The sequence below is a fragment of the Amycolatopsis sacchari genome (assembly GCF_900114035.1).
GTDB classification, from domain to species: Bacteria; Actinomycetota; Actinomycetes; order Mycobacteriales; family Pseudonocardiaceae; genus Amycolatopsis_E; species Amycolatopsis_E sacchari.
Window position 1 is genome coordinate 37,733 of sequence record NZ_FORP01000015.1, and the last position, 20,746, is coordinate 58,478.

The 20,746-nt window shown below is 72.5% G+C and carries 20 protein-coding genes and 1 riboswitch; of the genes, 15 read left to right on the forward strand and 5 right to left on the reverse strand.

Annotation, left to right across the window (positions count from 1 at the left end):
• Complete coding sequence (locus tag BMZ92_RS23165; RefSeq protein ID WP_091511290.1) at positions 1-711, reverse strand: ABC transporter ATP-binding protein; 711 nt, start codon at positions 709-711, stop codon at positions 1-3.
• The gene (locus tag BMZ92_RS23170; RefSeq protein WP_091511292.1) at positions 698-1,480 is read right to left on the reverse strand and encodes an ABC transporter ATP-binding protein; all 783 of its coding nucleotides are present in this window, start codon (positions 1,478-1,480) and stop codon (positions 698-700) included. Before BMZ92_RS23170 ends, BMZ92_RS23165 begins: the two co-directional genes overlap by 14 nt.
• 160 nt (positions 1,481-1,640) lie before the next feature.
• Here BMZ92_RS23170 and BMZ92_RS23175 point away from each other — a divergent pair, with 160 nt between their 5' ends.
• The 3 genes from BMZ92_RS23175 to BMZ92_RS23185 are packed head-to-tail and all read left to right on the forward strand — an operon-like array spanning position 1,641 to position 4,283.
• On the forward strand, positions 1,641-2,375 hold the full coding sequence (locus BMZ92_RS23175; protein ID WP_091511296.1) for an IclR family transcriptional regulator: 735 nt from the start codon (positions 1,641-1,643) through the stop codon (positions 2,373-2,375).
• A 41-nt stretch (positions 2,376-2,416) separates the two neighbouring features.
• A complete protein-coding gene (locus tag BMZ92_RS23180; protein WP_091511301.1) occupies positions 2,417-3,595 on the forward strand; it encodes an MFS transporter in 1,179 nt (392 codons plus the stop codon).
• A 19-nt stretch (positions 3,596-3,614) separates the two neighbouring features.
• A complete protein-coding gene (locus BMZ92_RS23185) occupies positions 3,615-4,283 on the forward strand; it encodes a FadR/GntR family transcriptional regulator (protein ID WP_091511303.1) in 669 nt (222 codons plus the stop codon).
• Between the two features lies 1 nt (position 4,284).
• Here BMZ92_RS23185 and BMZ92_RS23190 read toward each other — a convergent pair whose 3' ends face one another.
• Entirely contained in the window at positions 4,285-5,940 is a 1,656-nt protein-coding gene (locus BMZ92_RS23190; protein WP_091511306.1) for a hypothetical protein, read from the reverse strand.
• A gap of 450 nt (positions 5,941-6,390) precedes the next feature.
• On the opposite strand from BMZ92_RS23190, the gene idi reads away from it, so the two are divergent.
• From idi to BMZ92_RS23245, 10 genes are all read left to right on the forward strand, one after another.
• On the forward strand, positions 6,391-6,987 hold the full coding sequence (gene idi, locus BMZ92_RS23195) for an isopentenyl-diphosphate Delta-isomerase (protein WP_091511309.1): 597 nt from the start codon (positions 6,391-6,393) through the stop codon (positions 6,985-6,987).
• Positions 6,985-7,171: riboswitch (cobalamin riboswitch) on the forward strand. It overlaps the preceding gene by 3 nt.
• A 58-nt stretch (positions 7,172-7,229) precedes the next feature.
• Entirely contained in the window at positions 7,230-8,231 is a 1,002-nt protein-coding gene (locus BMZ92_RS23200) for an ABC transporter substrate-binding protein (protein ID WP_091511310.1), read from the forward strand.
• Between the two features lie 220 nt (positions 8,232-8,451).
• Positions 8,452-9,483 carry a FecCD family ABC transporter permease gene (locus BMZ92_RS23210; RefSeq protein WP_425425850.1) on the forward strand — a complete coding sequence of 344 codons (1,032 nt, stop codon included), beginning with the start codon at positions 8,452-8,454 and terminating at the stop codon, positions 9,481-9,483.
• Positions 9,484-10,103: 620 nt separating this feature from the next.
• Entirely contained in the window at positions 10,104-11,300 is a 1,197-nt protein-coding gene (locus tag BMZ92_RS23215; RefSeq protein ID WP_091511315.1) for a cytochrome P450, read from the forward strand.
• Positions 11,301-11,302: 2 nt separating this feature from the next.
• On the forward strand, positions 11,303-11,959 hold the full coding sequence (locus tag BMZ92_RS23220; protein WP_091511318.1) for a TetR/AcrR family transcriptional regulator: 657 nt from the start codon (positions 11,303-11,305) through the stop codon (positions 11,957-11,959).
• On the forward strand, positions 11,956-12,156 hold the full coding sequence (locus BMZ92_RS23225; protein WP_091511320.1) for a ferredoxin: 201 nt from the start codon (positions 11,956-11,958) through the stop codon (positions 12,154-12,156). The genes BMZ92_RS23220 and BMZ92_RS23225 overlap by 4 nt, the downstream gene beginning before the upstream one ends.
• Positions 12,153-13,322 (forward strand): NAD(P)/FAD-dependent oxidoreductase, encoded by a 1,170-nt coding sequence (locus BMZ92_RS23230; protein ID WP_091511323.1) that lies wholly within the window; start codon positions 12,153-12,155, stop codon positions 13,320-13,322. The genes BMZ92_RS23225 and BMZ92_RS23230 overlap by 4 nt, the downstream gene beginning before the upstream one ends.
• Positions 13,323-13,461: 139 nt before the next feature.
• Positions 13,462-13,827 (forward strand): cytochrome P450, encoded by a 366-nt coding sequence (locus BMZ92_RS23235; protein ID WP_425425852.1) that lies wholly within the window; start codon positions 13,462-13,464, stop codon positions 13,825-13,827.
• Between the two features lie 15 nt (positions 13,828-13,842).
• Positions 13,843-14,784, forward strand: coding sequence for an RNA polymerase sigma-70 factor (locus BMZ92_RS23240; RefSeq protein ID WP_245783206.1), 942 nt, complete (start codon positions 13,843-13,845; stop codon positions 14,782-14,784).
• Positions 14,781-15,503, forward strand: coding sequence for an SDR family oxidoreductase (locus tag BMZ92_RS23245; protein WP_091511329.1), 723 nt, complete (start codon positions 14,781-14,783; stop codon positions 15,501-15,503). The genes BMZ92_RS23240 and BMZ92_RS23245 overlap by 4 nt, the downstream gene beginning before the upstream one ends.
• A gap of 6 nt (positions 15,504-15,509) precedes the next feature.
• Here BMZ92_RS23245 and BMZ92_RS23250 read toward each other — a convergent pair whose 3' ends face one another.
• Positions 15,510-16,445, reverse strand: coding sequence for an aldo/keto reductase (locus tag BMZ92_RS23250; RefSeq protein ID WP_091511331.1), 936 nt, complete (start codon positions 16,443-16,445; stop codon positions 15,510-15,512).
• Positions 16,446-16,526: 81 nt separating this feature from the next.
• On the opposite strand from BMZ92_RS23250, the gene BMZ92_RS23255 reads away from it, so the two are divergent.
• The gene (locus BMZ92_RS23255) at positions 16,527-17,117 is read left to right on the forward strand and encodes a TetR/AcrR family transcriptional regulator (RefSeq protein WP_091511332.1); all 591 of its coding nucleotides are present in this window, start codon (positions 16,527-16,529) and stop codon (positions 17,115-17,117) included.
• A 113-nt stretch (positions 17,118-17,230) separates the two neighbouring features.
• Positions 17,231-19,642, forward strand: a complete 2,412-nt coding sequence (locus BMZ92_RS38610) for an alpha-L-rhamnosidase-related protein (protein ID WP_091511334.1) — start codon at positions 17,231-17,233, stop codon at positions 19,640-19,642.
• Between the two features lie 59 nt (positions 19,643-19,701).
• Here the strand turns inward: BMZ92_RS38610 and BMZ92_RS23265 are convergent, their stop codons facing one another.
• On the reverse strand, positions 19,702-20,694 hold the full coding sequence (locus BMZ92_RS23265; protein ID WP_091511336.1) for a carbon-nitrogen hydrolase family protein: 993 nt from the start codon (positions 20,692-20,694) through the stop codon (positions 19,702-19,704).
• Positions 20,695-20,746 lie beyond the last annotated feature (52 nt).

A 20,746-nucleotide genomic window follows, 5' to 3' on the forward strand; every position in this document is an offset into this window, starting at 1 on the left:
TCACCCTCCGAGGTAGGCGCGTCGGATTTCGTCCATGCCCTTGAGTTCGGCGGCGGTGCCGGTGAGCACCGTGCGCCCGGTCTCCAGCACCACCGCGGTGTCGACGAGGGTGAAGGCGAGGTTGGCGTTCTGCTCGACCACGAGCATCGCGATCCCCGACTCCCGCCGCAGCCGCCCGATCGCCTCGTACACGGTCTTCGCGGTGCCCGGCGCGAGCCCCAGCGACGCCTCGTCCAGCAGCAGCAACCGGGGCCTGGCCAGGAAAGCCCTTGCCACGGCGAGCATCTGCTGCTCCCCGCCGGACAGCGCGGCCGCGCTCGAACTCAGGCGGGCGCGCAACTGCGGGAACAGGTCGAGGCAGTACTCCACGTCCGCGGAAACCGCTTTCCGGTCCTTGCGCAGGTAAGCGCCCACGCGGAGGTTGTCCAGCACGCTGAGCCTGCCGAGCGTGCCCCGGCCTTCGGGCACGTGCGCGATGCCCAGTGCCGCCACCTGATCCGGCCGCAGACCGCGGAGGTCGCGCCCGTCGAAGGTGATCCGGCCGTCCGCGCGGACCGTGCCGCAGATCGCCCGCAGCGTCGTCGTCTTGCCCGCGCCGTTCGCGCCGAGGATGCCGACCGCGCCACCGTCCGGCACGCTCAGCGAGACGCCTTCCAGCACCCGCACGGGACCGTAGGACGCGGTCACGTCGGCCAGTTCAAGCAACGTCATCCGCGGCGTCCTTCCCCAGGTAGGCCTCGATGACGCGGGGATCGGACTGCGCCTGCGCCGCCGTGCCCTCCATCAGCTTGCGCCCGTGGTCGAGCACCACGACGCGGTCGGTGAGGGCCGAGATGAGGCCCATGTGGTGTTCCACGACCACGACCGTGACGTCCTCCTCCTCGCGGATCCGCCGCACGGTGGCGATGAGCTGTTCGACCTCCGCGTGGGAAAGCCCGGCCGCCGGTTCGTCGAGCAGCAGCAGCGCCGGTTTCGACAACAGCGCGCGGCACAGCTCGATCCCCTTGTGCAGACCGTGTGACAGCTCGTCGGCGGGCAGCTCCGCCGCGTGCCGCAACCGCACGCGGTCCAGCAGCGCGAGTGCCTCCGCGCGGATCTCCCGTTCGGCGCGGACCGTGTGCGGCAGGCGGAGCGACCACGAAACCGGGCCGCCCGGCAAGCGGGTGTGCCCGCCCAGCACCACGTTGTCCAGCACCGTGGCGTCGAGGTGGAGCGCGGGGTGCTGGAAGGTGCGGGCGAGGCCGAGCCGGGCGAGCCGCGACGGCGCCAGGCCGACGACTTCGGTGCCGTCGATGGTGATCGAGCCCGCGGTCGGCCGGTAGTGCCCGCTGATGCAGTTGAACAACGACGTCTTCCCGGCACCGTTGGGCCCGACGAGCCCGAGGATGACCCCCGGCTCCACGTCGAAGGAGACGTCCTCCAGCACTTTCACGCCGCCGAAGTGGAGTGTCACTTCCCGCAGGTTCAGCCGCGCGGCCATACCGCACCTCGAATCCGGGTCACCGCACGCACCGTCGCTCCCTTGCGATCCGCACCACGATCGTCGGAGTGTATGTCGCTGCCCGCGCCAATTCCGGTGATGTTCCGCCCGGTGGAACACTTGGCTGTTTTGCCTGCACAACCCGTGTGACACTGCGGCGATGGCGGTGCACACCCGGATCCTGTCCGTGTTGGCGGCCTTCAGCACCGAGCGGCCGAACCTGACGCTGTCGGAGATCTCGCGCCTGACGGGGCTGCCCAAGGGAACCGCGCACCGGATCGTCACGCAGCTGGTCGACTGGGGCGCGCTGGAACGCGACGAGCGGCACTACGTGATCGGGCTGAAGATGTTCGAGATCGGCACCCTCGCGCCCCGCGCGTACCGGCACCGCTCGCGGATCCTGCCGTTCCTGGAGGAGGCCGCGGCGGCGACGGGTGCGGACGTCATGCTCGCCGTCCTCGACAAGGACCAGGCGGTGCTCGTCGAGCACCTCGTGGGCCGCCGCGCGGTCGCGCTCGCGGCCGGGCTCGGGGAACGGCTGCCCCTGCACGCGTCCGGCGTCGGGCACGTGATGCTGGCGTTCGGGCCCGCCGAGCTGCTGAACCTGGTGTGCTCCCGGCCGCTCACGCCGGTCACCTCACGCACCATCACCGATCCCGCGGAGCTGCGTGCGGTGGTGGCGCGCGTGCGTGAGGCGGGTGTCGCCGTGGTGCCGCATTCGATGGTGCCCGGCACGGTTTCGGTGGCGGCCCCGATCTTCGCCGAACGGCACGCCCTCGCCGGCGTGATGTTGTTCGTCGCCCCGGTCGCGCGCACCAACACCGCGTTGTTCGCCAAGACCGCACTGCGGATCTCCCACCGCATCTCCGCAGCGCTGTGCGCGGCCGAGTCGTAAAACAACTCAGCTTGTCTGAGGAGTTGTGTTAGGTTCGGCGCATGACCAGTACCGCTCGCGGGCGGCTGTGGGCGCTGACGGCGACCCACGCCGCCAACGACTTCTACCCCGGAGCCGTCGCGGCCCTCCTCCCCTACTTCATCGCGCGCGCCGGCTACAGCTACGCCGCCGCGGCGGGCATCACGCTCGCGGCCACCGCGCTGTCGAGCGTGGCGCAGCCCGCGTTCGGGCACCTCAGCGACCGGTACGGGCTCCGCTGGCTGAGCCTCGCCGGGCTGCTCTGCGCGGGCGCGGGCGTCGCGCTGAGCGGGGTGGCCGGGCACTCCTACCCGCTCGTGCTCGCCGTCGTGGCGCTGTCGGGGATCGGCGTCGCCGCGTACCACCCGGCGGCGACGGTCGAGGCGCGGCTCGCGGGCAGCGGGTCCAGCGGGGCGATGAGCCTGTTCTCCGTGGGCGGCAACGTCGGCACGGCGCTGGCCCCGTCGGCGGTCGTGCTGGCCGTCGGCCGGTTCGGCCTGCCCGGCACGGTGCTGCTCGCCCTGCCCGCACTCGTGCTGGGCGCGGTGTATTTCTCCGTGGCACGCAAGGGAATGTTCCGCCGGGTCGCGGCTCCGACCAAGACGGCGGTCGCTACGGGGCAGCGGGATTCGTGGAGTTCCTTCGCGTGGCTCACCGCCGTGCTCGCGTTGTGGTCGATCGCCTACGTCGGCACGACGTCCTTCGTGGCGCTGTACTCGATCGCGCGCTTCGGCTCGACGCCCTCGGACGCGTCCCTCGCGCTGTCGGTGTTCCCGGCGGCGGGTGCGGTCGGCACGCTGGCGGGCGGCTGGCTGGCGGACCGGCTCGGGCGGCTGGCCGTGATCCGGTCCGGCTACGCGCTGGCGGTGCTCTCGGTCGGCGCGATCGTGCTGGCCCCCTCGCCCGCCGTGGTCGTCGTCGCGACGGGCTGCGTCGGCGTTGCGTTGTTCCTGCCGTTCTCCGCGCAGATCACGCTTTCCCACACCTACCTGCCCAACCGCATCGGGCTGGCCAGCGGGGTCACCCTCGGGCTCACGCTGTCGCTGGGCGGCGTGGTCAGCCCGCTGCTGGGCGCGCTCGCGGACGCCGCGAGCGTGCGCACCGTGTTCGTCCTCATCGGACTGTTGACCGCGGGTGGTTTCGCGCTGTCGTTCACCCTGCGGGAACGGGAGCGCGTGCTCGCGGGCTACGCTCTCCCCTGACGAGCAGCGGAGGGTCGCGATGGGACAGGTGCGGCGGGCGCCATTGGCCGACCAGGCGGCCGAGTTGTTGCTGGAGCGCATCAGGTCCGGCGAGTGGGCGCTGGGCGCGAAGCTGCCGGGCGAGACGACGCTCGCCCCGCAGCTCGGCGTCGGCCGCTCGACGGTCCGCGAGGCCATCCGCCAGCTGGCGGGGCGCGGTGTGCTCCAGACGCGGCAGGGGGCCGGGGTGTTCGTGACGGCGCTCGACGTGCCGGACGACTGGGACACCGTGGTGCGGCGCGCCGACATCGCCGCCGTGCTGGAAGCCCGGATCGCGATCGAGTCCGAGGGTGCCGCGCTCGCCGCGGAGCGCCGCACCCCGGCCGAACTGCGTGCCCTGCGCCGGGCGCTGGACCGGCGCGGGGCGGGGCACCCGACGGTCGAGGAGCACGTGGACGCCGACACGGCGTTCCACCGGGCCGTCATGGTCGCCGCACACAACCCGATCCTGATCGAGCTGTTCGACGGTTTCGTGCCCCGCGTCCGCCAGGCGATGGTGGAGATGCTGCGCCTGCGCGGCAGCTACGGCAGCACCGCCGACCACGACGCGCACGCGGCCCTGTGCACCGCGATCGCCGACCGCGACGGCGAGGCCGCGGCCCGGTTGAGCCGCACGCACCTGTCGTCGTTGAAGGACAGCCTGAGCTGAGTCACGTGCGGCGCGGGCACAGGTCCAGCGTGTCCGTGACGTGCACGACGCGGCCGCAGTCGTAGAGCCGGTCCACGCGTGCGACGAGTGCGGGTTCGAGCCCGGAGACGGTGAACCACTTGCGGTCCACGAGCAGGTAGTCGGCCGGGGCGTCGAGACACTGCACGTTGTCGTGGTAGCTGGGGAAATCCCGGACGTAGGGCAGGAAGGTCGAGCGCTGGAGCCAGACCGGGGACGGGTAGCGGCACGGTGTCGGGTTGCCGAGCAGGTAGTTGACGTCGCCGAAAGCGAAGTACAGCACGGTGGTGTCCGTGCCGATTTCCCGGTGCAGCTGGGCGAAGCGCTCGCGCAGGCCGGCTGTGTTCAGGTAGCGGCTCAGGTTCGTGTCCTGCGAATGGTCCATCGTGATGCTGTACGCGGCGGCAGGCACGTTCGCCGCCCCGAACGCGACGACCGCGGCGATCGTGGTGAGCGGTAGCAGCGCCTTCGTGGGTTTGGTGGACCTGAGGCAGGCGGCCGTTGTCGCGATGAACACGATTCCCGCGAATGCCGCTGTGACAAGGGGAAGGTGGCGTGGTCCGGTGAGCGCAACCGCTCCCCCGGTGAGCGCCGGTGCCAGCACGGCCACGGTCTGGACGAGGGGCGGGCGCGTGGCCAGCGCCGCCGCGCCGAGTCCCGCGGCGAGCACCGGCAGGGCGATCCACTGGTACAGGTACCACTCGCCCTGGCCGATCACCGGGACGACGGCCAGCACCACGGCTGTCACGGCGCCGGCGACGACGAGCCGGGGCCGTGCGGCGGACCGGGCAAGCACCGCGGTCGCGGGCGGCAGCACCAGCACGACTGGGGAGACCACGGCGAGGTTGGCCCCGGACTCGGCGAAGGCGTGCCAGTCCAGGCCGGTCAAGCCGACGCGGAGCGGGGAGTGCGGGACGAGCGCGGACATGTCGTGCAGCCACTGCCATTCGAGCGGGTCGAACAGCCAGGTCGCGTTGAGCCAGGCGAGGCTCAGTGGTATGGACCATGCGGCGGTCCAGTAGGCGCGCCGGCGGTCGAACAGCCAGGCGACCCCGCCGGCGAGGAGGGCGTAGGGCGCGGTGGTCAGCTTCGTGGCGACGCACAGCAACACGAACACCGCCGCGACGGCGACGGCCACCGCCGTCCGGCGGGGCAGGAGGACGGCGCCGAGTGCGGCGGTGGCCCACAGCGCACCCGTCCAGTCGGGCTGGAGGAACGACCAGTTCGGCGCGAGGGCGAACGCACACCACACCCCAGCGGCGACGAGCGCGGCGGTGAGGCCGGAGTTCTGGCGGCGCAGCCCTGCCCACAGCAGGACCGCGACGGCCGTCGCCAGCAGGAGCGCCTCACCGCGGATCAACGCCTCCGCGACCCCGCCGGACTTGTCACCAGGCGTGAGGACGGACGGCCCGCGGTCGAGCAGCCACACCAGCACGCGGTAGGCGAGCGGCCGGTGCACGAAGTTGTCCAGCAGGCCGCCCGGCCCGTTCCGCAACCCGCCGAACGCGTAGCGGATGTCGAAGTTCAGCCCCAGCCAGCCGGACGACACGAGCGCGACCACGGCGGGCACCAGCAGGAGCGGCCAGCGCCTGCGCACGGCGACGGGCTCGACGGTCCGGACGGGAGCAGTGATGATCACGCACCATTGTCACCCGTTCGAGTGATGGGCGGCCCTGGGGGTTGTCCTGGCGCTGCCCGTCCAGGAACTCCTGCACCATCCCGAAAAGCAAAGAAGCCGACGCTCCTCACCCGAGTCCGACGGTTCTTCGCTCGCCCGCTTCTCGACCAGCTTCGCCGCCAGCCCTGGTGCCGGACCCGGCGGCGCAGGCCGCACCCCAGACCGCCCCGTGCGAGGGCGCACGCGGCGCGACCTGCGGCGTCACTCGTCTCGACACCGCCGACTCACCACTGCTCGGCATCTGCCCGGCGCAGGGTGAGCCTCTGCCCGGTCACGCCGCAACCCGGCCTGCTCCTCACCTGCGCGTATCGCTCATGTGACCCTCCCCAGCCGGGCGACGATACCGGCGCCGAACCCGTCCTCGCGGCATAAGGTGCTGTTGGGGACTGTCACGGCGAGAATCGGAGTCGAATGGAACAGGTCATCCTGCTGACGGAGTCGGGCGAGGCGAGGGGCGTGCTGGCGAAGGCGGACGTCCACCACACGGAAACGCCGCTGCACCTGGCCTTCTCCTCCTACCTCTTCGACGAGGACGGCCGCCTGCTGCTGACCACCCGGGCCAGGACGAAACGGACGTGGCCCGGCGTGCTCACCAACACCTGCTGCGGCCACCCGGCCCCCGGCGAAGACCTATGGGAGACCGTCGGCCGCCGGGTACGGCAGGAGCTCGGGGTCGAAGCGAGCGACATCACACTGGTGCTGCCGCGGTTCCGCTACCGCGCGGTCATGCCCGACGGCGTGGTGGAGAACGAGATGTGCCCCGTGTTCCGCGCTCGCACCAGCGGCGAGCCGGCGCCTGATCCGTCCGAAGTGGACAGTTACGAGTGGGTGGAGTGGCCCGCCTTCGCCGACGACGTGCTCAGCGGGCGCCGCGCCGTGTCGCCGTGGTGCGCGGAGCAGGTGGCCCAGCTCGTCGAGCTCGGGCCGGACCCGCTGGCGTGGCCCGCCGCCGACGCGTCGGCGCTCCCGCCCGCCGCGCGCGGGAACGGGGTTCGCCCGGTCGCGTGATAGCGTGCGGGAGCCAGTCGCGCCCGCACCCCGCGGGCCAGGGAATCCGGTGCGAATCCGGAACTGACGCGCAGCGGTGAGCGGCGACGGGCGGGACATCCGGCCACTGGACCCGACGGGTCCGGGAAGGCGTCCCGCCCGGACGACCCCGAGTCCGAAGACCTGCTGGCACCCGGTGCCCCGGCGCCGGGACGTCCGTACGGCTGGGCTCCGCGTATGAGCCCTCGACGCGAGGGAAACCTGTGCCGGTTCCACGTCTTCCGCTCGTCCTGCTCACCGCGCTGGCACTCGCCGGCTGCGCCGCCGCCCCGCGGGCCGGGGCCGGTCCCGCCCGGACCGTCGACGACTGCGGCCGCCAGGTCCGCGTCGAGAAGCCGCCGCAGCGGGCGGTGGCGCTCAACCAGGGCAGCGCCGAGATCCTGCTGTCGCTGGGCCTCGGCGACCGCATGGTGGGCACGGCGACGTGGACCGACCCCGTGCTGCCCCAGCTCGCGGCCGACAACGCGCGCGTACCACGCCTCGCCGAGAACAACCCGTCGTTCGAGCGGGTGCTGGACACCGACCCGGACTTCGTGAGCGCCTCGTTCGTGGCCACGCTCGGCACGGGCGGCGTCGCCACGCCGGAGCGGTTCGAGCAGCTGGGCGTGCCCGCCTACGTCTCCCCCGCCGACTGCCTGAAGGACAACAGCGGCGACGGCGACGGCGCCCGCACGGCGCCGCTGACGATGGACGCGATCTACACCGAGATCCGTGACCTGGCGAAGCTGTTCGACGTCGAGGACCGCGGGGAGCGGCTGGTCGCGGACCTGACGGCACGGATGCATGCCGCCACGGCCGGGATCGACGCCTCCCACGTGCGGCTCATGTACTGGTTCGCCAACTCCGAGTCGCCCTACCTCGCGGGCTGCTGCGGCGCGCCGGGGATCATCACCACCGCGCTCGGCGCGCAGAACGTCTTCGCCGACACCCACGCGGAGTGGCCGCAGATCAACTGGGAAACCGTGGCCGAGCGCGACCCGGACGTCATCGTGCTGGGCGACCTCACGCGCCGTTCGCAGACCGCGGAGACGGGGGCGGCGAAGATCGCGTTCCTCGAGTCCAACCCCGTCACGCGCAACCTCACGGCGGTGCGGAACAAGCGTTACGTGCTGTTGTCCGGGCAGGCGCTGAACCCGACGATCCGGACGGTCGACGGCGTGGCGCAGGTGGCGCAGGCTTTGCGGGCGTTCGGGCTGGTCGGGTGAAGCGGCTCGGTTCGGGCCGGTGGTTGAGGCCGGGGCGGGGGTTGTTCGGGGCGGGGCTGCCCGGGATCCCGCTCGTGTGCGCAGCCGCGACCCGCCCGGCCGGGCCCAGCTCGCTGGGGTCCCTGCTGCCGAGGCTGGTGCTACTCGTCGCCGGGCCCAGCCCCGTCTCGTCGCCACTGCCCCGGCCCGCGCCGCTCCCTCTCGCGATCGGGCTGGCCGAGTGAGGCGGCTCAGCCCGCTCTGGTGGTTGCTGCCGGGGCTGATGCTGCTCGTCGTCTCGCTCGCGGTCGCCGTCACGATCGGTCCGGCGGGACTGAGCCTCGGAGACGTGTACTCGACGCTGCGGGCGCACCTCGGCCTCGGCGAACCCACGCTCAGCCCGCTGCGGGACGGGATCGTCTGGCAGTTGCGCACGCCGCGGGCGCTGCTGGCCGCCGTGTGCGGGGCGGGGCTGGCGGTGTGCGGGGCGGTGTTGCAGTCCCTGCTGCGCAACCCGCTGGCCGACCCGTTCGTGCTGGGGGTTTCGTCGGGTGCCTCGACCGGTGCGGTGCTCGTGGTCGTGCTGGGGTTCGGCGGCGGTCTGGTGTCGGTGTCGGCGGGGGCGTTCGGCGGGGCGGTGGTGTCGTTCGCGCTGGTGCTGGTGCTGAGTTCGGTGCTCGGCGGGACGACGGACCGCACCGTGCTGGCCGGGGTCGCCGCGATGCAGTTGTTCTCGGCGCTGACGTCGTTCGTCGTGCTCACCGCGGCCGATCCGGAGACGACGCGGGGGGTGTTGTTCTGGCTGCTCGGGTCGCTGGCGGCGGCGTCCTGGCCGGAGGTGGCAGTGTGCTCGGCGGTGCTGGTCGTGGCGCTCGTGGTGTGCTTCGGGCACGCCCGCACCCTCGACGTGCTGGCGTTCGGGAGGGAAACCGCGGCGGCGCTGGGCGTGGCGATGGGGCGGACGCGGCTGGTGCTGCTGTGCGTGACGGCCCTGCTGACGGCGGCGCTGGTGAGTGCGGTCGGGGCCGTGGGGTTCGTCGGCCTGGTGCTGCCCCACGCCATGCGCGCGCTCACCGGCCCGGGGCACGCGCGCCTGCTCCCGGCGACGGCACTGAGCGGCGCGATCTTCCTGGTGTGGATCGACACGCTGGCCCGCACCGTGCTCGATCCGCAGGAGGTGCCGGTCGGGGTCGCCACGTCGATCGTCGGCGTGCCCGCCTTCCTGCTGATCCTGTACCGGCAGGCCCGGGCCTCGCTCCGGGCGAAGGCTTGAGGGGTGCGCCTGCCGCTGGGCGGCCCGGCGGGGCCGAGGGCAGTGGCAAGGCGGGAACCGGGCGGCTCGGCGGGAGCCGGGGCAAGGCGGGAACCGGGCGGCGCGGCGGAGGCCGGGGGCGGCTCGGCGGGAGCCGGGGCAGGGCGGGAACCGGGCGGCTCGGCGGGAGCCGGGGCAAGGCGGAAACCGGGCGCCGCGGCGGAGGCGGCGCGGCCCGGCGGTAGCAGGAGCGATGCGGTGGCAGCCAGGCGACCCGGCGGGAGGCCCGGGGCACGGCGGTGGGCGGGCGGCGCGGCGGCCCGGGGCACGGCGGTGGGCGGGCGGCGCGGCGGCCCGGCGGCCAGACAACGCAGCGGTAGCCGGGGGATACGGCGGCGGGAGCGGCAGCCGGGGAGCGCGGCGGCAGCCGGGGAGCGCGGCGGCAGCCGGGGCCGGTGCAACAGGAGGCGGCCAAAGCGGCGGCCCGGCCCCTGCCACTTGGCCGCCCGCCGCCCCTCCGTCCTCCACCCCGATCCCCGCACCTCCATCCGAGCAAAGCTTTAAATCAGTCGCTTGACTTACGCTCCTCCACCCCGGTTGACTGCCAACACACCAGAGCCGCAACCGGAGGGAGATCCACCGTGACCACGAGCGAGGCGGAGCAGCAGACCCTCCGCTACCCCCTGCCCGCCCCGGCGGCGCTGGAACCGCCCGTCGAGTGGGCGGGGCTGCGGCAGCGCTGCCCCGTCGCGAAGGTGCGGCTGCCCAGCGGCGACCAGGCATCCCTCGTGACGTGCTACGACGACGTCAAGCAGATGCTGTCCGACCCCCGCTTCACCCGCACCGGCGAAGGCTCGGCACGCATCGCGGCCAACGAGTCCGGTGGGGTGTTCAACAGCGAGATGGCGCACGTGCTCCCCCAGTCCGGCGAGGGCCACCAGCGCTGGCGCCGCAGCATCGCGAAGTGGTTCACCGCCAAGCGGATGGCCGCCCTCCGCCCCGACATCGCGGCGATGGCCGAGCGCCTGATCGACGAGATGACCACCCACGGCGCCCCCGCCGACCTCAAGGCGCACCTGGGTTTCCCGCTGCCGGTGTGGGTGATCTGCGACCTCCTCGGCGTGCCCGAGTCCGACCGCGACCGGTTCGCCCGCTGGTCGGACGCCCTGCTCAACCTGACCCGCTACGACCAGGCCGAGGTCGACGACGCGCAGGCTCAGTTCACCGAATACATGGCCGCCCACGTAGCAGCGCGCAGGAAGAACCCCGCCGACGACCTCCTCAGCGCACTTGCCGGCGGCATGTCCGACCCCGAGCTGATCGCCACCGGCCAGGGCCTGCTGGTCGCCGGGCACGAGACCACCGCGAACATGATCGGCAAGATGGTCGGCATGTTGCTGGCCGACCGCACGCGGTGGGAGCGCCTGCTCGCGGACCCGTCGCTCGTGCGCACGGCCGTCGAGGAGGCGCTGCGGTTCGACGCCAACGCCGGTTTCGGCATGGTCCGCTACCTCACCGAGGACATCGACATCGCCGGGACCGCGGTGCCCGGCGGCACCACCGTCGTCTGCAGCATGGCCGCCGCCAACCGCGACGAGAACGCGTTCCAGGACGCCGCCGTGATGGACCTCGCCCGCACCCCGAACCCGCACCTGGCCTTCGGCGCGGGCGCGCACTCGTGCCTCGGGCAGGCGCTGGCCCGCACTGAGCTGCAGACCGTGCTGGAGGTGCTGCTGCGCCGCCTGCCCACGCTCGAACTGGCGGTGCCCGCCGCCGAGCTGCGCCGGGTCGAGGGGCTCGCCGTGGGCGGGCTCAGGGAGCTTCCGGTGCAATGGTGAGCATGACCCAGAAGACCGACCGTGCCAGCGCGACGCGCGAGGCCATCCTGACCACCGCGGAACGGCTGTTCGCCGAGCACGGCGTGTTCGCGGTGTCGAACCGCCAGATCAGCGAGGCCGCGGGCCAGGGCAACAACGCCGCGGTGGGTTACCACTTCGGCACGAAGGCGGACCTCGTGCGGGCCATCGCGCGGCGGCACGGCGAGGAGACCGAGCGCCTGCGGGCGGCGATGGTCAAGCAGGTCGCGGGGTCGGACGACGTGCGGGACTGGGTGGGCTGCCTGGTGCGGCCGGCCGTCGAGCACCTCGAGAACCTGGGCAGCCCCACGTGGTTCGCCCGGTTCGGCGCACAGGTGATGACCGACCCGGCGCTGCGCGGGATCATGGTCGAGGAGGCGCTGAGCGCCCCTTCGCTGCACCAGATCCGCGTCGGGCTCGACCGCTGCCTGCCGGACCTGCCGCCCGAGGTGCGGGCCGAGCGGGCCGACATGGCCCGCCAGCTGATGGTGCACATGGTCGCCGAGCGGGAACGCGCGCTCGCCGAGGGCACCCCCACCCCGCGGACCAGCTGGCACGACGCCGCCACCGGCCTGATCGACGCGCTCACCGGCCTCTGGCTGGCGCCCGTCACGAACCCCGAGGGAGGAACCAGCCGATGAAGATCACCGTGGACCAGGACAAGTGCTGCGGCGCGGGCTCGTGCGTGCTGCTCGCGCCGGACGTGTTCGACCAGCGTGACGAGGACGGCATCGTGGTGCTGCTCGACGCCGAACCCCCGGAGTCGCTGCTCGCCACGGTCCGCGAGGCCGCCGACGTGTGCCCCGCGGGCGCGATCGCGCTGAGCGACGAAGCATGACCCCTGCCGCTGACGTACTGGTGGTCGGCGCGGCCGCCGCCGGTCTGTCCACTGTGGAAGCGTTGCGCCGCAAGGGGTTCACGGGTTTGGTGACGGTGCTGGGCGCCGAGGCGCACCTGCCCTACGACAGGCCGCCACTGTCCAAACAGGTCTTATCGGGCAAGTGGGAACCGGAGCGAGCGCGGCTGCGCACACAGGAGGTATTGGCAAAGCTGGACGCGGAGTTCGTGCTCGGCGAGCACGCCGTCGCGCTCGACCCCGGCACCCGCACAGTGCGCACGGCGTCCGGCCGCGAGCTGCGGGCGGGCGCGGTCGTCGTCGCCACGGGCGTGCGCCCGCGCAGGCTGCCCGGACAAGACGGACTCGCCGGGGTGCACGTGCTGCGCACGCTCGAAGATGCGATCGCGTTGCGGGCGGACCTGCTGGCTGCCGAACGGCTCGTGGTCGTCGGTGAGGGCGTGCTCGGCTCGGAGATCGCGGCGACGGCCAGGACGATGGGCCTCGCCGTGACGATGACCGGACCGCAGCCCGCGCCGATGGCGCTGCAGTTCGGCACGCTCGTGTCGGAACGGCTGGCCGTGCTGCACCGCGAACAGGGCGTTGAACTGCGGCTCGGCACCGGGGTCGCCGGGCTGACCGGCAAGGGCCGGGTCAGCGGGGTGCGGCTGGCGACCGGAGAGGTGCTGCCCGCCGACGTGGTCGTGGTCGCCATCGGCGCCGAACCCGCCGTGGACTGGCTCTCCGGCAGCGGGCTGGAGCTGGACAACGGGCTGATGTGTGACGCGCGATGCCGGGCGGCGGAAGGGATCTACGCCGTCGGCGACGTCGCGCGCTGGCACCACGACGAGCTGGACACCGTGCTGCGCCTGGAAAACCGGACCAACGCCACGGAACAGGCGGGGGTGGTCGCGGCCAACATCCTCGGCGAGGACACGTGCTACCGCCCGATCCCCTACTTCTGGACGGACCAGTTCGACGCCCGCATCCAGGTGCACGGCATCGCCGGCGACGGCGACGTGACCATTGTGGACGGTGATCCCGCCACCGGCCGGTTCGTCGCGCGGTACGAGCGGGACGGCCGGGTCACGGGCGTGCTCGGCTGGAACATGGCGAAGCAGGCGCGGCTGCGCAGAGCGGAAATCCCACTGTCCGGAGGGCTCAGATGACCAGCACGATCCCCGCTTCCCCATGACCAGAGCGGCCGGCTGCCCGTTCGACCCGCCGCCGGAGGGGCGCGCGAAACAGGCGGAAGCACCCCGCCCGGCGCCGCGGAACCCGGGCGGCATGGGCATCAGGCTCATCCTCATGGACGACCCGGAGCACACCCGCCTGCGCCGCATGGTCACGGCACCGTTCGCTGTCAAGAAGGTCGAGGCCATCCGGGCGGGCGAGGGCCTGATCCTCGCCAACGACCTCGGCAACCGCGATCCCGCCGTCTTCGAAGACCCCGGCCGCCTCGACCTCACCCGGGACGCGCGGCGGTATGTCGCCTTCGGGTTCGGGGTGCACCAGTGCCTCGGGCAGTCGCTGGCGCGCCTGGAACTGCAGGTCGTCTACGGCACGCTGTACCGGCGGATCCCCACGCTGCGGCTCGCCACGGACCTGGACGCGGTGCCGTTCAAGCACGACGGCTCGGTCTACGGAGTGTACGAGCTGCCCGTCATCTGGTGAGATCGCCGGGTGGGTGTGAGCGAGGGGGACGTAGCGGCGTTCGTCGCCGCGCGCGGGCGGTTGTTCGGGATCGCCTACCGGATCCTCGGCAGCGCGGGGGAAGCCGAGGACGTCGTGCAGGACACGTGGCTGCGCTGGCAGCGCGCGGACCGCGGTGCCGTCGAGGATCCGACGGCGTTCCTGGCGACGACGGCGACGCGGCTCGCGATCAACGTCGCGCAGTCCGCACGCGTGCGGCGGGAGCGGTACGTCGGGCCGTGGCTGCCCGAACCCGTGGAGACCGCCGCCGATCCCGCGCTCGGCGCCGAGCGTGCGGAGGCGGTGGACCTCGCGCTCCTCGTGCTGCTGGAACGCCTGTCCCCCACCGAACGCGCCGCGTACGTGCTGCGCGAGGCGTTCGACTACCCGTACCGGCAGATCGCCGAGGTGCTGGGGGTCGGTGAGGCGAACGCGCGGCAGCTCGTTTCGCGCTCACGCAAGCACGTTCGGGAGGGACGGCGGGCGCGGGTCGAGCCCGGGGAACACCGGCGGCTCGTCGAGGCGTTCGTCAGCGCCGCCACCACAGGTGATCTCGCGGAGCTGGAACGGTTGCTCGCCGTGGACGTGGTGGCGTGGGCGGACGGCGGTGGCACGGTGCACGCGGCGAAGCGCCCCGTACTCGGCCGCGACCGGGTGGCCCGCTTCGTGGCGTGGGTAGCGGCGAAGCGGTGGCTCGACGCCGAACGGCGGTTCGTCGAGGCGAACGGCCGCACCGCCCTGCTCGTCCTGCGCGACGGTGAGCCGAAATTCCTGGTGTCGCTCGAAACGACCGTCGACGGCATCGCCCAGGTCCTCCTGGTGCTCAACCCGGACAAGCTGCACCATGTGACGCACGTCGCGTCACAGGAGCGCGCGCTGTCCGGTCCTCGCTGGGACCGGACGACAGGAGTCCGGCGGGAGGAGGGTTTTCAGCGATGAAGATCGTGGTCATCGGCGGGAGCGGTTTGATCGGGTCGAAGCTCGTCGACCTGCTGAAGGAGCGGGGGCACGAGGCCGTGCCCGCGTCTCCGAGCACCGGCGTCAACTCGGTGACTGGCGAGGGGCTGGCCGACGCGCTGCAGGGCGCTCACGTCGTGGTGGACGTGACCAACTCGCCCTCGTTCGAGGACGGGCCGGTGCTGGAGTTCTTCGAGACCTCCACGCGGAACCTGCTCGACGCCGAAGCGGCGGCGGGCGTGCGGCACCACGTCGCGTTGTCGATAGTGGGGACCGACCAGCTGCCGGAATCCGGCTACCTACGGGCGAAGCACGCGCAGGAGCGGCTGATCACCGCGTCGGGCATCCCGTACAGCATCGTGCGGGCGACGCAGTTCTTCGAGTTCGTCGGCGCCATCGCCGAGGGCTCCACTGTGGACGGTGTGGTGCACGTGCCCGCGGCGCTGATCCAGCCGGTCGCCGCCGCGGACGTGTCCGCGTTCCTCGCCGAGGTCGCCTCCGGCGAGCCGCGCGGCACCGTCGAGCTCGGCGGCCCGGAGCGGTTCTCGTTCGCCGAGCTGATCTCCGCGGTGCTGCCGGACCGGAAGGTGGTCGTCGAGCCCGACGGGCGCTACTTCGGCACGCCGCTCAAGGAGGACAGCCTCACCACGGGTCCCGGCGCCACGCTCGCCGGGACCCGCCTGGTGGACTGGCAGCGCTGAGCGGGCTCAGGCGAGCGGGACGTCCAGGGAACGGGACTGGACGGCATCCAGCGTGGCGAGGGTGGTGCCGTCCAGCTCGATCTCCCCGGCGGCGACGTTGGCTTCGAGGTGGCCCGCGTCCGCCGTGCCGGGGATGAGCAGCACGTTCGGCGCGTGGTGCAGCAGCCAGGCGAGGCCGACCTGGGCGGGGGTGCGGCCGAGCGACTCCGCCGCGGCGACGACGGCGGGCTCGTCGGTCACCTTCGGCATGGCGGGGAAAGCGCCGCCGAGCGGGAAGAACGGCACCCAGGCGATCCGCTCGTCGACGCAGAGCCGCAGCATTTCCTCGTAGTCGCGGGAAACCAGGCTGTAGGCGTTCTGCACGCACACGATCCCGGCGGGCAGCGCCCGGCGCAGCACGTCGAGCGTCACGGCGGACAGGCCGATCGCGCCGATCTTGCCCTCGTCCCGCAGGGCGATCATCGTCGCGAGCTGGTCGTCGAGGTCGACCAGCTGGTCGCCCTCCGCCCGCACCCCCGGCCCCACGTCGGTGCGCCGCAGGTTCACCACGGGGATCCGCTCGACGCCGAGGCTCTTGAGGTTGTCCTCGACGCTCGCCCGCAGTTCTTCCGGCCGCTGGGCCAGGCGCAGCGGGATGCGGCCGCCGGGGTCGGGATCGGCGCCGACCTTGCTGACGATCACGACCCCGTCCTCGGGGCGCAGCGCGTCGCGGAGGAGCTCGTTGACGAAGCCGTTGCCGTAGAACTGGGCGGTGTCCACGTGGTCGACGCCGAGTTCCACCACGCGGCGCAGGAGCGCGATCGCGGCCTGGCGGTCGCCGTGCAGGCGCTCCAGCTGCATCGCGCCGAACCCGACGCGGGAAACGGTGTGGCCGCCGAGTGTCCCGGCCCCTCCGGCGCGCGGGACGCCGGCCGCCGTCAGCTCGGGGGAGGAAGTGGTCATGGGAGGTCCTTCCGCATGGGAGAATGAGTGAAGCGGAGGTGCCTCCGCTCTGACTACGACCATACCGGAGGTGCCTCCGCTTTGACCACCGCCGACCCGGCACCCCGGCGCGCCCGCGCGCCGCGGAGCGACGCGCTGCGCAACCGCGACAAGCTCGTCGAGGCCGCGAGGGCCGCGTTCGCCGCCGCCGAAGACGAATCCGTCTCACTCGAAGCCATCGCCCGCGAGGCGGGCGTCGGCATCGGCACGCTGTACCGCCACTTCCCCAACCGGGAGGCGCTGGTGGAGGCCGTGTACGCCGCCGAGCTCGACGACGTCACCGGCTGCGTTCCCGCGCTGCTGGAGGAATTCCCGCCGGACGAGGCGCTGCGGGCGTGGATGGGGCGCTACGCCGCGTTCGTCGCGACCAAGCACGGCATGGCCGACACGCTCCGGGTCAGCCAGGCGTCGGGGCGCATCGCCGTCCCGGTCACCCGGCAGCGCATCACCGCCGCCATCGCCCCGATCCTGACCAGGGGTGCCGAGGCCGGCTCACTCCGCGCGGACGTCGAGGCCGACGACGTCGTGATGATGCTGCTGGGCGTCCTGCTCACCACCACGGCCGCGGGCGCACCGGGCCAGGCGGACCGGCTGCTCGACCTCGTACTGGACGCCGTGCGCCCCAGAACGTAGGGCCGAACGGCCTAACCGGTTGCCCCACAAGGGAAGCGGCTCTTGACACGAACCTTACGCTCAGGTTGATCATGAAACGATTCAACCCGGTTCGACGAGGAATCGAGGAGCTCATGAGACACCTGCGCCGACGGCTCGCCGTCGCCGTGGTCGCCTTGCTCGGCCCCGGCCTGGTAGCCGCTCCGGCCGACGCCGCCCAGTCCTGGCAGCGGTACGTCGTCGCCCCGGACAGCCGCGACGTGCGGCCCGTGCGGGTGGTCGAGACCACGGGCGACGTGACGCACCCCCAGGGCGTGCTGGGCCACGGCACCGCGGTCCTGCGCCGCTCCCCCGCCCCCGCCAAACCCGCGTGGCCGGCGGGCACGACGGCCACCGCCTCCAGCTTCCACGCGCCCAACAACGGCAACGACGGCAAGCCCCGCACGTACGCGCCCGGCAACGCGATCGACGGCGACACCGGGACGTTCTGGAACGACGACACCCTCGCCGCCTACCCCGACACGCTCACGATCACCACGCCCGCGACCGACCTGCCGGGCATCACCCTCCAGTCCAGCTCCGACGGCGTCCCGCAGGACTTCACCGTCGAGACCTGGGACGGCGCGGCCTGGCACACCGCGGCCACCGTCACCGGCAACACCAGGACCCAGCTCGCGGTGCCGTTCGACAAACCGGCGACCACCACGCAGGTGCGGCTGACCGTCACCAAGGACCAGGCCACGGACAAGGGCGAGTTCACGCGCGTCAACGAGATCTGGCCGGGCCTGGTCGCCGATCCCCCGGTACCGTCGGTGGTCGTCGACTTCGGCAAGGTCGTGGTCGGCTACCCGCGGATCAGCTTCGCGGGCGCCTCGGCGAACAACCCCGGCGTCCGGCTGGCGTTCTCCGAGAGCAGGCAGTACCTCACCGACCGCTCGGACTTCACCCGTTCCGACTTCTCCGGTGGACCCGGCACCGATCAGCACGCCGTCCCCAGTGGACGTTCACAGTGGACGGACACGAAGGGCTGCCTGCCCGACGGCAAGGTGTGCTCGGACGGGCTGCACGGGTTCCGCTACGTGCGGATCAGCCTCGACGCCCTCCCGGGCGACGCGCCCGACGCGCAGCCGTACGGCGAGGTGCGCATCGACGGCGTCTCCCTGCTGTTCAGCGCCTTCCTCGGTACGCCGGACACCTACACCGGCTGGTTCGAATCCTCCGACCCGCAGTTGAACCAGTACTGGTACGGCGCCGCCTACACCAACGAGCTGGTCACGGACACCTTCCGCGCCACCGACGCCGAGCCGCGCAACGCCGCCAGCCCGACGCTGGAGGGCAAGCTGGTGCTGCACGACGGCGCGAAGCGGGACCGCGACCCGTACGTCGGCGACGTCGGGGTCTCCGGCCGCACCACGTACCTGACCCACGACACCGCCGTGGCCGCGCGGAACGTGCTCGCCGACCTCGCCGACCACCAGCGGGCCGACGGCTGGATCCCGCCCGCGTCGATCAACGACTACACGCTCCCGTTGTTCGACTATCCACTGTGGTGGGTCACGTCCAGCTGGGACTACGTGCTCTACACCGGGGACACCGCCTACGGCGCGCAGTACTACGGGGCGCTGACCAAGACACTCGACGGCTGGTACCCGAGCGTGACGGACTCCCGCGGCCTGTTGTCGCGCCCGAGCGGCTACGGCGACTACGCGTTCCTGCCGCGTGACGGCGAGGTCACGTACTACAACGCGCTGTACGTGCAAGCGCTTTCCGACGCCGCACAGCTGGCGAAGGCGCTCGGGCGCCAGGCCGACGCCGACCGCTGGCAGCAGCGGGCGCAGGCGGTTTCCACGGCGATCAACACGTACCTGTGGGACCCGGCCGCGGGCGCGTACCTCGACGCGGCGAACGGCCCGGTTCGGCACGGGCAGGACGGCAACAGCATCGCCGTCGTGGCCGGTGTCGCGGACCAGGCGCGCGCACAGTCCGCTTTGGACTACCTGGCCACGCACACCGCACTGCCGTACGGGAACGCGTTCATGGACAACGACACCCTGATCGGCGAAGGCTCGAAGCGCGTTTACGCGTTCACGTCGTACCCCGAGCTGCAGGCGCGGTTCCGGACGGGCCAGGCGGATTCGGCGATCGACCAGATCAAGCGGACGTACGGCTGGATGGCGGGGCACGACCCGGGCGTGACGGACTGGAAGGGCATCGGCCCGGACGGCTCGCTGTACGAGGGCGCGTACACGTCGGCGGCACACGGCTGGTCGACGGGCGTGCTGCCCGCGCTGACGAACGACCTGCTCGGCGTGACGCCGGTGACGCCGGGGTTCGCCACGTGGTCGGTCGAACCGCACCCGGGTTCGGTGGCGTGGGCGCGTGGTCAGGTGCCGACGCCGCACGGGCCGTTGACGGTGAGCTGGCGCCAGACGGGCCGTGGGCTGTCGCTGACCGTGACCGCCCCGAAGGACACCTCGGGGACGGTGGTGGTGAACGGAAAGCGCTTCACCGTCCGGGGCGGCACGCACTCGTTCACCGTGCGCTGAGGGGACCCGTGGCTGCCGGTGGGGGCGCCGGCAGCCACGGTCAGGTATCGCCGACTTCCTCAGTCCACCTCCACCACGACCGGCTCGACGTCCTCGAATTCGGCTCCACTGTGGACGATCCGGGGGTTCGGCGAGAAGTTGACCTGCAACCGGAACACGTCCGGCCGGGAGTAGTGGCCCACGGGATCCGCGGCGGACTTGGCGATCGCGATAAGCGAGAAGTCGAGGTCGGCGAACAGCAGCCCCTCCTCGGTCTCGCCCAGCGGCTCCGCCAGTTCGCTGCCCTCCGGCCCGTAGACGCGGGCGAAACCACCGCCCTGCAACAACAATTGCTTCTTCCCCTCCGTGTCGCAGAACAGCTCGTGCGCCGCCTCGCCCACGACGGCACACGGGGCGAGCACGAACGTCTGCCCCTCCACCGCGTAGACGAGGCTCGCGGCGTTGTTCACCTCCGGCCCGAGCGCCTTCGCCGCGCCCCGGTACACCGAAAAGCTCGGCCACGAGCCGACGTGGATCTGCTCCCCCAGGCTGTACATCGTGTACTTCGTCAGCGGCTGGAAGTGCTCCCAGCAGTTCAGCCCGCCGAGCCTGCCCAGCTTCGTGTCGTGCACCTGGAGATCACTGCCGTCGCCCTCGCCGAAGACGCTGCGCTCGACGTGCGTCGGCTTGAGCTTGCGGCGCACCGACAGCACGCGCCCGGCGTCGTCGATGAACGCCTGCGCCATGTACAGGCTGCCGCCGGCGCGCTCGCTGAACCCGAGCACCACGTGCACGCCGTGCTCCGCGGCGGCCGCGGCGATGCGGGTCATTTCGGCGCCGTCGCGGGTCATCGACTGCTCGCTGTACCGCGGCACGAACCGCATGCCCCACGCGGGCGAGTCGAGCCAGATCCACCACGGGTAGCCGGGCAGGAACGTCTCGGGGAAGGCGATCAACCGGGCACCGCCCGCGGCGGCGTCCGCGATCAGGCCGACCACCTGGTCGACCCCGGCGGCCAGGTCCAGCCACCGCGGCTCGGCCTGCACGACGGCCACACGCACCTGTTCTGTCACGGGAACCTCCGGAGTGAGCGGGAAACCTGGCGCCCACTATCGGCCGTCCGGC